Origin of the sequence: Brooklawnia sp., from assembly GCF_049651565.1 — a bacterium.
Lineage (GTDB): Bacteria > Actinomycetota > Actinomycetes > Propionibacteriales > Propionibacteriaceae > Brooklawnia.
Map to the genome: position 1 here is coordinate 1 of NZ_JBASCI010000077.1, position 10,636 is coordinate 10,636.

The window sequence follows — 10,636 nt, forward strand, 5'->3', positions numbered from 1 at the left end:
CTTCTCCTTCTTGGTTGCTTTCGGCCAGGCCTTAACCTGCGACTGCAACACCGCTCGTCGCTGGGTCATGGTGAGCTCCATCCATCATGGTTCCACCCAGGCGGGCATCCTTGGATGAGGCAACGACCCCGCCCACGCGGGCATTCAGCATGAGTCAACTCGTGATTTTGAGCCTGCCCGCCCGGGTCGTGTACCATCGTGGGGTACCGCGCAAGCGGCACGGGGCTATGGCGCAGTTGGTAGCGCGTCTCGTTCGCAATGAGAAGGTCAGGGGTTCGAATCCCCTTAGCTCCACCCCACGCACAAGGCTCGAACCCTTGCCAACGGAAACGTTGGTTGAGGTTCGGGTCTTGTTGGTGTCTGCGGCCCAGGTCAGGGCGTTGGCGTTGACCTGTGGATCGAGGAGCATCTCGAAGGGCCGGTTGTGCTCGACGCGCAGCTCGTTGTCCTCGTCGATGTAGACCTTCGTGAAGAACGCCTGGTTGCACAGCCGCCGGTTGGTGTCGTCGCAGCGGGCGTAGATGTCGGCGCAGTTGGCGAGCAGGCCGAGCGCGTCGTCGAGGTGGGCGCGGGCGTCTGCGTAGTCACCGAAGTGGGCGTCGATACGGCGGGTCACCTGGTCGAGTTCGGCGACGATGCGGTCTTGCTCGCGCTTGAGCACGGAGAGCGGGATCGCGTCTGCGTAGTGCGCCTGCATGAGGCGGTCCTGCTCGCTTTCGAGCCGGTCGCGGTTGGTGGTGAGGCGTTCCAGTTCCTCGGTTTCGGCGGCCATGAGCCGGTCGAACTCGTGGTGGAGCATCCCCGCGAGCGCGTCCTGCTGGGCGGGCGTGATCTGGACGCGGGTGTAGTAGTCCTCGACGAGCTTTTCGACGTCCTCGATGAGCATCGCCTGGCGCGTGCAGTCGGTGCGCTTGGAGTGCCGACCGGAGCACACGAAGTAGCAGTAGACGTTGCCGTGGCGGTTCTTCGCGTTGGAGACGATGAGCCGGGAGCCGCACTGGCCGCAGTGGATGGTGCCTTTGAGGTAGTGGCCGTGGACTTGGGTTGCCTCGACGGCGCACTGGTGCGCGGTGAGCACGGACTGGACCTGGTACCAGACCTCGGCGGGCACGAGCGCTGGGTGGTTGCCCTTGTAGCGGGTGCCTCGGTAGATGACATCGCCTTTGTAGTACGGGTTTGTCAGGAGCCGGTGGATGGTGGACACGGCCAGCGGTTTCGCCGGCCGCTTCGGGGTGGGCAGGCTGCGCAGCCCGCGCGAGGTGAGTTCGTCATGGAGCTGGCTGACGCTCCAGTTGCCCGAGGCGTAGGCCTTGAACGCCCATTCGATCATCGGTGCCCGTTCAGGGTCGAGCTCGATGGTGCGGACTTCGCGGCCGAGTTCGTCGCGCTTGCGGACGTTCAGATAGCCGATGGGCGCGCGTCCGTTGGTGCCGCCGCCGATGGCCTTTTGGGTCATGCCCTTGGCGACCTCGGTGGCGAGGTTGCGGGAGTAGAACTCGGCGATGGTGGACATGATGCCGTGCAGGAGCATCCCCGAGGGTGTCTCGTCGATGTTCTCGGACGCGGATACGAGCATGACGCCGCACTGTTGGAGTGCGAGGTGGATGCTCACGTCGTCGGCGCGGTTCCTGGCGAGCCGGTCGACCTTGTGAACGATGCAGTACGCGACCTTGTTGGTCTTGACGTACTGGATCATCCGCATCAGTTCGGGCCGGTCGGACGACTTGGCTGAGGCTCCCGCGTCGACGAACTCCTCGACGATGCCGGCGCCGAGCTGTTCGGCCTTACGCCGGGTCGCTTCGCGCTGGGCGGGGATCGAGAAGCCCTCGTCGGTCCCGCCCTTCTCTGCCTGCTCGCGGGTCGAGACCCGCAGGTACGACACGGCGGCAGCCGCAGTGTTGGGCGGGTCGATGAGGCTGGTAGCCGGATCGTCGGCAATGGTGGTCATCGGGGGCTCACTCTCACGCGGTTCGACCCTCGCGCTCCCACTGTTGGTGGGAGGGGTGTTGATCGTGAGAGCAGCCGGTGAAGGCTGTAGGGCGGGACCCGATGGTCTCGGTGCGTGTTGCTCGCCGAGCGGCGAGGTTTAGGCCACAACACCCCGCATCGCGAGGCTTGCACGGTTCATTCTACCGGGCGGCTTCGGAGGCGGCCAGGCCATCCGTCGCCGCCCGGTAGGTGTCGGGCACCCGCACGGCCTCGCGGGCCGCGCGGCTCTCGCCGGTCTCCTGCAACGTCAGCCGGATGAGAACCTCGGCGAGCTTGTGCAGGTCGGCGCGTTCGCGGTGGACGGCCCGGACGGAGAACGACCGCTCCTCGTAGGGGCGACGGTCGGTCTTCTTGGCATAGCGGCTCATCGGTCTACGGAGTCTCGTCGCCGGCCAGGTTGGCGTAGAACTCGTCTTCGGCCTCCTGGCGCTTGCGGACTTGCGCGATGACGAACTCGACGAACTCGATGTCCCGGTCAGCGAAGGTGAAGTCCTGGATCGTGGGCGCTGGGTCCTCACCGGGCCAAGCAGCTTGCCGGGTCGGGCGGTCGCGGTCTCCACGAGTCCCGCAGGCGGTGACCCAATGGCGAAGACGCTCTCGTGCGTCGGCGAAGTCGCGGTGCCAGCCGAGCGGCGCGGATGCGTTCTGCTCGGGGTCGTAAGCCGCAAGCCAATGCAGGTGCAGCGCAGACAGCTCCCAGACCATCTCCGGGTGGTGATGCCAGTACGGCGGCACCACCGCGACCGTGAGGCCGTAGGTGCGTCGCAGCCAGTCAACCCACCGGTTCAGCGCGAGCCATTCCTGCTCCAGCTCGTGCGCCGTCAGCAGGTTCCAGTTCACGGGGTGCGGCGGTTCGGGCATGTCCGCGTTGGTGACGCGGGGCGGCCCGTCGAAGACGTCCGGCTCATCCATCTCATGCTGATCGTTCATGGTGCTGTGGCTCCCGAACTCACATGCTGACCGGGGCGTGCGTCGCAGTCGCTGCTCGCTGCGTCGGGTCGTACGCCGCTGCGTCCCGGCCGACTCCATTGCGCGGCGTCCGGTCCACCTCGTAGCGGGTCCGCGCGGTGTCGTGGCCGATCTTCTTGGCGACGAACTCTTCGCCCTCGATCGCCTGACCGTTGCGCTCGTAGTTGACCGGCCGCGTGTAGCCCTCGGCGACGAAGTTGTCGCCCTGGGCGAAGCTCGCGTGCGCGTGCTCAGCGGAACGCCCGAACATCACCAGGTGGTGATAGGTCGTCTCGGTCTGCGTGAACGAACCATCGTCCTCGCGGCGGAAGTGCTCCTTGCCGATACGGGCGAAGAACCTAGCGTCTCCCTTGGCCGTCTCAGTGAGCAACGGCTCCGAAGCGATGAAGCCCGACAACGATTCCTGGGTGTGAATGGCCATGATGGCCTCCTCCTGAACTCGGGCGACCAACTGCGTGTGGTCGCTCTGTCAGGCAGGTGCGCTGGCCCTTCCAAGCGTCGTCAGGACGCGGGGCGGTGGCGCAGCAATGCTTCGAGTTCGTTGCGGTCGCTGCGGAGCTGCGCGGCGTCGGGCCGGGTCGGCCAGGCGCGCAGATCGGTGACGATGGGCGGTGCGGAGCGCAGCATCGTGATGCCGGTGCCGAACGGCAGGGTGCGGATGCGGTCTGGCGGCAGAATCGGCACACGGCGGACCGAACGCTGGTTGGAGCGGGTGCCGTGGTCGCCAAGGGTCACGCTGTCGGTGTACTCGTCACGCTCACCGATGAGGGTGGAGAGGTCTTGGAGATCGCGGCTGTTGGATGCGCCGCCGAGGATGATCTTGACGATGCTGGCGTCCCAGATCGCGCCGGCCTGGTGTTCACTCCACCTGTCGCGTGCTTGGGCGAGGGACTGCAAGACCGGCATGGTCGTGATTCCGGTGCCGCCGCCTTCGGCCATGAGCGTCGGCAGGGATGGCAGCGGTGCGAGGTTCCCGATCTCATCGAGCGCGAGCAATAGCGGCGGGTCGAGCCGTGCTCCGGGTGAGCGGGCGGCAAGCCTGCGGGCGGTTTCGATGAGGTCTTCGACGAATGCCGCGACCAGCGATGCGGAGGCTCCTGCTCCCGCCCCGGTGGCGAGTAGGTAGAGGGTGCCTTGTTCGGTGAGGAAGGTCTCGGGGTCGAAGTGCTCGTGCGGGCCGGGCGTGACGGCATCGAGCACGCGCGGGTCGGCGAGGGCGGCGAGTGCGAGGGAGACGCCTTGCCAGATGCTGTCGCGGGTCTTGGGGTCGGCGTCGATCATCGCGCCAAGGGAGTCGTCCCAACCCATCGCCGCGTTCGGGTGGGAGTTGAGGATGGCGACGGCCTCGGTCGCTGCGCTGGGGTCGAGGGTCCACCTGAACAGCTCGGCCGGTGGGCGGCCGTCGAGTGCGGCGGCGTGCAGCAGGCTCTGGAGTGCGGTGCGGGTCTTTCCCTCCCAGAACCCACCCGACTCGACGCCTCCGGCGCTGAGGCCGGTGGCGGCGGCGAGTCCGTTGGCGCGGATCATCGCGGTGAGCGGATCGTCGCAGCCGCGAATGGGTGACCAGCGGAGTCCGGCGGGGATGCCTTCGGCGAGGTGTTGGGGGTCGAACACGGCGACCGGCCCGCCTTTGCGGCGTCGAGCGCGAAGGGTCGCGGTGAGGTTGTCGGGCCTCGTGCTGGTGGTGACGACCGCACCGGGGGCGTCAAGGATCGCGTTGATGACGACGTGCAATCCCTTGCCGGAGCGGGGCGGGCCGATCAGCAGGATCGAGTCCTCGACCGATGCCCAGACTTTCGTGCCACGACTGGCCCCCAGGAGGTAGCCGACATCCTGCGGTGCCGGCGACTCCAAGGAGGGCCGCAGCGTGGCCGCACGGTGAAGCAGTGCCTTCGCGGATGCTGCGGTCTTGACTTCATGGCTGGTCGCGATCCCCGCGAGTCGGTGCGGGTCGGTCTCGGTCTTCCGCGTGTGTCGACGCAGCACGATCCAGACCCAGACGATCCCGGCTGCGAGTCCGCCGAGCAGTGTCGTGCTGACGAGCCAGTAGACGAGCGGGTTGAGTCCGTCGGCACCGAGCGCGGTCGCGGGGTCGCCGGGGTTGAACAGCACGGCGAGCCCCGCCGCTGCGCCGGCGTCGGGCTGGGGCGTGCTGGTGAGGAGCGCGGCGACGCTGCCGGCCGCGCGGAGGACGAGAGCGATCCCGAACATGCCGATCAGGCCGATGAGGGCGGCGTTGGTGAGTTCGTCGCCCATGCTCCCGGCTTGCCGCTGGTTCATGTCAGCCGCCGCACCGCGAGGGTGCCGGAGATGCGCCCAAGGAGGATCACCTCGGGCGCGCTTGCGTCGGGCAGGTCGTCGAGGTCGATGAGTGCGTGGGCCTCGCCGGTTCCGGTGGCGTCGGTGTGGGAGACGATCGTCGCGACGGCGACATCCTCGCCGGGTACGAACCCCTCGGCGGTGACCTCAGCCAGGCGCGGCACTCGTCGGGCGTGGCGACTCCGACGAGTCTCTGGCACAGGGGTCTCGGGCGGGGCCACGGCGCGTCGGGTCTTGCGTGTGCGGAGGATATCGGTGAAGACACTTCCATCGGTCTCGCGAACTTCGACCCGGACGGCGACGGTGCGGTCCTTGGTGATGGCGTCCATGAGCGGCCCGAACGTCGCTCGCGTCCACGCGCCCGCGTCCGGTGACGGAAGTGGTGTTCCATCGACCGTCGCGGCGAGGCTTCCGTCGTCGGCGACGGTGACGAGGACGTGCGGCAGCTCGACGGGAGCCGTGGCATCGTCGTCGGTCGTGGTGGATCGGCGCGGGCCCGTGAGGTTCATCGGTGACCTCCCGCGGCGCGGCTGCTGGTGTCGAACAGGGCGAGTTCGTCGGGGTGGAGCTGGTGCTGGCAGACGAAGCTCCTCGCCTTGATCCGCCACAGGCCTTGGCCGACGCCGAGGTTCGGCAAGAGTTGCTGCTCAGTGCCGGTCAGACCGAGGGCGGTCGCGGTCGGTCCGAGCTGGTCGGATTCCTGCCGGTACACGATCCGCGTCTCCGCGTTCGCGAGCAGCGAGTTGGCCAGGGAGCGCATGGCGGAGCCTTGGTCGCCCACGTTGTCGAGGTCGGTGAGCTTGTGGAAGATCAGCATGTTCGCGATCCCGTAGTGCCTGGCGAGTCGCCAGTGCGCATCCATCCGCCGCAACAGCGCCGGGTGGGACATGAGCCGCCATGCCTCGTCGTAGGTCACCCACCGCTGCCCACCGTTCGGGTCGAGCAGTGCGGATTCCATCCACGCTGACGAGCACGTCATCAGGACTGAGATGAGGGTCGAGTTCTCGGTGACCCGCGAGAGGTCGAGGGAGATCATCGGCAATGACGGATCAAACGCGACCGTGGAGGGGCCGTCGAACAGCCCGGCCAGGTCGCCTGCGACGAGGCGGCGTAGCGCGTGGCCGACGAGCCTGCCGTCCTCGGCCAGCCTGCCGTCGGCATCCTTGCTGGGGGCGAGGATGTGATCGACGACCATCGGCAGGATCGGCACGTCGTTCTCCCACACGGTCTGGGTCAGGGCGATGTCGATCGCGGTGTGCTCCAACGGCGACAAGCCTCGCGCGAGCACGGTCTCCGCGAGCGCGCCGATCAGGTCACGACGCCGCGCCGCGACGGTCGAGGCCCACTGCGCGTCCGACAGTCCGCTGGGCCGGTGACCTTCGTCGAGCGGGTTCAGGCGAGTGTTGAGCCCGTGCCCGAGGACGATGGCGCGTCCGCCGACGGCGTTCGCGACGGCGGTGTGTTCGCCTTTCGGGTCGCCGGGCACGTACACGCGCCGCCCGAACGGCAGCGACCGCGTGTAGAGCGACTTGGCTAGCGAGGACTTGCCTGAGCCGACGATCCCGGCCAGCACCACGTTCGGCGCGGTGATGATCCCGCGCGCGTAGAGCACCCACGGGTCGTAGACGAAACTCCCGCCCGAGTACAGGTCTTGGCCGACGAACACACCATCGGCACCGAGCCCACCCTCGGCGACGAACGGATACGCACCCGCCAGCGTCGCCGACGTGTCCTGATGCCGCGTCAGATGGAACCGACCCGGAGTGCGCAGCCTCGCGGCACCCGGTTCGCCAGACTTCGGCAGGTAGACCGTGGCGCGCCGCTCGGCACGCTCCTCCTCGGCCTTCGCCTTCGCCGCGGCGAGCGCGGCCCGACGCTGCTCGGCGTGGAGCCGGGCCTCTGCCTTGCGGCGCTGCTTCCGGAGCTTCCGCCGCTCCTTCGACGGCGCTACCAGAACTGCGGTGTGCAGCCGCGCGCGATCCTCGGTCACAGCACCAGCCCTCGCGCCTGCTTGACAGCCGTGATCTTGGCCGGCTCGAACCACGACCCATCCCGCTTCGCCGTCGGCACATCGGCCCGCTCCGTGGCACCCGGCGACGAGTACGACACCAGCAACTCCGGCCCAGCCTGCACCGGAGGGGTTCCGACTGGTTCGGCGTCCTGGGGCTCTGCTTCCGGTTCGGTGTAGCGGCGCAGGAGCGAGACGTAGCCGACGTGCGGGTTGACGACCAGCGCGTAGTCGCCCGAGAGCGCCACCTGGTCGTTGGTGCCCTCGCCGGGCTCGTCGTAGACGTACCCGTTCTCCAGCGCGGCCTGCGTGGTCTCGTCGCCGTAGTCCCACTGCGCGAGGAAGTCCACCGCATCGACATGCCCCAGCTCGCCGAGGATGCGCAACGGCCGGTCCGCCTCCTCGCCCTGAAGGAACACCACACTGACCCACCGAGACGGCGCGGCCTCCTCGACGGCGGGCTCAGGGTGCCAGGCGATCCGCCCGGCGGCGATGAACCCTTCCGCGAGCCGGTCATACGCCCGGTCGACGAGGTTCGCCGCCTGACGCAGTTCCTCCGCAGCAGCGAGGGCGTCACGCACTCCTGCCTCGTGGCTTCCGGCGCCATTGAAGGCGTGCGCGACCTTGCGCTCGTGAACATCGGCGATCTGATCGAGTGCCTGCCGCAGCGAGCGCATCCCCGAGGACAGATCACCGATCACCCCGTACATCTCGGCGGGCTGATCGAACCCCCGGCTCGGGTGCGCGAGTCCGCGCAAGGCTTCGGATGCCTCCGCTGCATCCGCGGTCGAATCGAAGAACGTGGGCATGGTGGCCTCCATCGGTAGGTCATGTCACCCACGAGGTGCGCCCCCGTGCACCCGCAGATCATTTGAGGCATTCAGCAGCAAGGGGCTTCTCATTCCTCCAGCCCACCGCGCTCGACGCCGGTAAACTTCGACCACCGAGGAGGTGAGGCATGAACGACGACGAAGAGCTGCGTTGGGTGCGGCGTCGCGAGGGAACCCACCGTTCCGAGTCGCGGGCGACCCGTGGGTATGAACGGGACCTGCTCCGTGACGACGACACCAAGAACCTGCTCGGTCCTACTGAGTCTCGCCCAGCCGACATCGATGAGATCGTGCGGTCGCGCGGACCCTTGGTACCAGCGCGCCCTTCGCCCGGTCAGGAGTTCCGGTACCAAGTCGGCGACGCAATCATGGAGGCGTTAGCGCCCTACATTGAACGTGGAGTTGATGTTGCGGTGGACGCCGCGGTCCTCGGTGTCTCAAGACTGTGGAAGTGGGCCACAACTCGACCGCCACGGCAGACGTTCTCTGTCGAAGTCGGCAAGGTAGATGAGGTTCCTACTGCGTACCTTGAAGGTCCGCTCGCCGAGCATAATGAGCCACCGTCGGAAGAGCTGGCGCGCAGCCCACAGAGCATGACGGCGGAGCAGTACCAGGCGATTCTTCTTTCAGCGTTGCTGGCGGACCAATACGCAGCTCGCGCGCGATCAATGCTCGCCAATGTCCGCATCGACGACGAGGTGCTTCCAAGCGAGTTGGAAGACGCGGTCCGCGCCGCTCTGGACGGACCGACGATTGACGATGCGACGCTCGTGCGCGTCGTTGAGCTGCTGCGCGAGAGCATGACCCCTGACGGCGAGTATGTTCTCGTTCGTCCGCGGCAGGTCGACGCTCCAAGGTCAATCGCCGACCGCACGAGGGACAGCGCGTAGTCGTTTGGTACGGGCTTCACACTGCGAGGCACGTAAGACCCGTCAGACCCTCCGGCAGAGCGGGAGCGCAGCGGCGGTGAAGGCGGCGGCTTGCTGGCCGACGAGCAGCCGGGTCTCACAAGATGCCTGGATCGCGGCTTGCTCGATGGCGGCGACGGCGGCGTCGAGTTCTTCGACGGTGGGTGCGGAGACGGCGATGAGGCCGGTGTAGCGGAGGATGCCGTGTCCGGCGGTGAGGTCGGCTTCTTGCTGGAGCACGTCGTGGTACTCGGCGGTCTGTGAGGCGTCTTCGATCTGGCCGATCTTCGCGCGCTGGGCCTGGTCGGAGATGTGCTCGACCTTCTTCTTGCGGATGTCGCGAGCAGCGGCGTCGGAACGCATGGGGGTGCAGATCAGCGAGAACGACCGCTGGATGCCGGTGGACAGCAGCACCGGCGACAGGAATCCCGGATAGACGAGCGACCTGGGCCACTCGCTGACCCAGAGCACTGCGTGGTGGGCGGAGTCGGTGCGGAGCTTGCCCCAAGTCTCGGTGACCGCGACCGGCCCTGCGGTCGCAAGGGATTGGCCGAGCCTGCCGTGGCGTTCCAGCGTGGCGGCGATAGCGGGGTCGTAGGCGGAGCGCAGCATCACCGCGATCTGCCCCGGCGTCAGCCATCCCGACGGCGAGAGGTCGGCGGAGCGGAGCGCGGCGACGAGCGTGTTCATCTCCTGCCGCAGCACGGCGGCAGCACCACGAATCCCGCCGCCCGCGGTCCTGATCTGCCGCGCACTGGTCTTCATGTCCAGTGATAGCGAGAGTGTGGTGGCGTGCCGTTCGCCGGCTGGGCCGGCGCGGTCGATGAGTTCTGCGTAGGTGTCGGCCGCCCACGAGCCGTCCGGGGTGCCGTGGGTGGCCCACCATTCGGCGAGTCCGGTGCCGGAGTCTGGGAGGGTGCGTTCGAGGACTTGTAGCGTCGCGATCCGCCCGGAGCGGCAGACGGTGGCCAGGACGCGACCCCAGGAGCTGACGCGGCGTTCCTGTTCGCCGGGGTCGAGGAGCACGAACGCGGGATGGGTGACCTCGCACACCACGGTCAAGGTTGCGGCGTGGGGGTCGTGGATCATTCCGGCGCTGGTGTCGGGGTCGGTGTATTCGCGCAGTCGCGCCATGTCGCCGGGCAGGGCGAGGGTTCCGACGGGGCGTGGGACGACGATCCTGTGTCGGTAGAGCAGTTGCCCGCCGGTGGTGCGCCACAGCCACCAGCAGGCGATGGGTAGCCATTCCACGATGGGCCGGCCCGCGATGGGTATCCAGGTCAGTGCGGCGGCGAGTACCCAGATGGGGGCGGTGTAGGCGAGCAGCATCCCGCCGCCGGCGTAGAACGCGCCGATGAGTGTGGCTCCGCCGATGGCGAGCGTGATGAGCTGGGTCAGCGACAGACCGAGGAGGACACCGCGGCGGGTGAGGCGGGAGAACTTCACCGGCACGAGTTCGCCCGCGGTGGGACGGTCGTGGTTCGTGCTGCTCATCGTCTACTCCTTCGGTGGGCGTGGCGCGGGCGGCGGGGGCTGCTTCGGTGGCGGTGACGGGTCGGTGCTCGGCGGTCGTGGTGCCGGGCTCGACGGCGGTGCCGCAGGCGAGGCTGCGG

At 68.0% G+C, this 10,636-nt stretch carries 9 protein-coding genes, 1 tRNA gene and 1 pseudogene; 2 read left to right on the forward strand and 9 right to left on the reverse strand.

What is annotated here, in order from left to right; translation table 11 throughout:
* Positions 1-221: 221 nt before the first annotated feature.
* Positions 222-294 (forward strand) — tRNA-Ala (locus WBL05_RS03665).
* A 613-nt stretch (positions 295-907) separates the two neighbouring features.
* Here WBL05_RS03665 and WBL05_RS03670 read toward each other — a convergent pair.
* The 8 genes and pseudogenes from WBL05_RS03670 to WBL05_RS03705 form a co-directional block, all read right to left on the reverse strand.
* Positions 908-1,948, reverse strand: a pseudogene (locus tag WBL05_RS03670) (recombinase family protein); the annotation flags it as partial.
* 181 nt (positions 1,949-2,129) lie between these two features.
* A complete protein-coding gene (locus tag WBL05_RS03675; RefSeq protein ID WP_013601316.1) occupies positions 2,130-2,357 on the reverse strand; it encodes a hypothetical protein in 228 nt (75 codons plus the stop codon).
* A gap of 4 nt (positions 2,358-2,361) precedes the next feature.
* Positions 2,362-2,919 carry a hypothetical protein gene (locus tag WBL05_RS03680; protein WP_041652109.1) on the reverse strand — a complete coding sequence of 186 codons (558 nt, stop codon included), beginning with the start codon at positions 2,917-2,919 and terminating at the stop codon, positions 2,362-2,364.
* Between the two features lie 19 nt (positions 2,920-2,938).
* Entirely contained in the window at positions 2,939-3,379 is a 441-nt protein-coding gene (locus WBL05_RS03685; protein ID WP_013601314.1) for a single-stranded DNA-binding protein, read from the reverse strand.
* A gap of 80 nt (positions 3,380-3,459) precedes the next feature.
* Positions 3,460-5,214, reverse strand: coding sequence for a type IV secretory system conjugative DNA transfer family protein (locus WBL05_RS03690; RefSeq protein WP_013601313.1), 1,755 nt, complete (start codon positions 5,212-5,214; stop codon positions 3,460-3,462).
* 20 nt (positions 5,215-5,234) lie between these two features.
* The gene (locus WBL05_RS03695) at positions 5,235-5,786 is read right to left on the reverse strand and encodes a hypothetical protein (RefSeq protein WP_013601312.1); all 552 of its coding nucleotides are present in this window, start codon (positions 5,784-5,786) and stop codon (positions 5,235-5,237) included.
* On the reverse strand, positions 5,783-7,267 hold the full coding sequence (locus tag WBL05_RS03700; RefSeq protein ID WP_424223811.1) for an ATP-binding protein: 1,485 nt from the start codon (positions 7,265-7,267) through the stop codon (positions 5,783-5,785). Before WBL05_RS03700 ends, WBL05_RS03695 begins: the two co-directional genes overlap by 4 nt.
* Positions 7,264-8,106: a hypothetical protein gene (locus WBL05_RS03705; RefSeq protein WP_424223812.1), complete on the reverse strand. Its 843-nt coding sequence runs from the start codon at positions 8,104-8,106 to the stop codon at positions 7,264-7,266. Before WBL05_RS03705 ends, WBL05_RS03700 begins: the two co-directional genes overlap by 4 nt.
* Positions 8,107-8,243: 137 nt before the next feature.
* Here WBL05_RS03705 and WBL05_RS03710 point away from each other — a divergent pair, with 137 nt between their 5' ends.
* Positions 8,244-9,005 carry a hypothetical protein gene (locus WBL05_RS03710; protein ID WP_013601309.1) on the forward strand — a complete coding sequence of 254 codons (762 nt, stop codon included), beginning with the start codon at positions 8,244-8,246 and terminating at the stop codon, positions 9,003-9,005.
* 42 nt (positions 9,006-9,047) lie between these two features.
* On the opposite strand, the gene WBL05_RS03715 is transcribed toward WBL05_RS03710, so the two are convergent.
* Positions 9,048-10,517, reverse strand: a complete 1,470-nt coding sequence (locus WBL05_RS03715) for a PrgI family protein (protein ID WP_013601308.1) — start codon at positions 10,515-10,517, stop codon at positions 9,048-9,050.
* Positions 10,518-10,636 lie beyond the last annotated feature (119 nt).

Bases quoted from the DNA above. Each gene is read 5' to 3' on its own strand.
- WBL05_RS03685 (WP_013601314.1), bottom strand. From the start codon at position 3,379: ATGGCCATTCACACCCAGGAATCGTTGTCGGGCTTCATCGCTTCGGAG.
- WBL05_RS03705 (WP_424223812.1), bottom strand. From the start codon at position 8,106: ATGGAGGCCACCATGCCCACGTTCTTCGATTCGACCGCGGATGCAGCG.
- WBL05_RS03695 (WP_013601312.1), bottom strand. From the start codon at position 5,786: ATGAACCTCACGGGCCCGCGCCGATCCACCACGACCGACGACGATGCC.
- WBL05_RS03675 (WP_013601316.1), bottom strand. From the start codon at position 2,357: ATGAGCCGCTATGCCAAGAAGACCGACCGTCGCCCCTACGAGGAGCGG.
- WBL05_RS03710 (WP_013601309.1), top strand. From the start codon at position 8,244: ATGAACGACGACGAAGAGCTGCGTTGGGTGCGGCGTCGCGAGGGAACC.
- WBL05_RS03690 (WP_013601313.1), bottom strand. From the start codon at position 5,214: ATGGGCGACGAACTCACCAACGCCGCCCTCATCGGCCTGATCGGCATG.
- WBL05_RS03680 (WP_041652109.1), bottom strand. From the start codon at position 2,919: ATGAACGATCAGCATGAGATGGATGAGCCGGACGTCTTCGACGGGCCG.
- WBL05_RS03715 (WP_013601308.1), bottom strand. From the start codon at position 10,517: ATGAGCAGCACGAACCACGACCGTCCCACCGCGGGCGAACTCGTGCCG.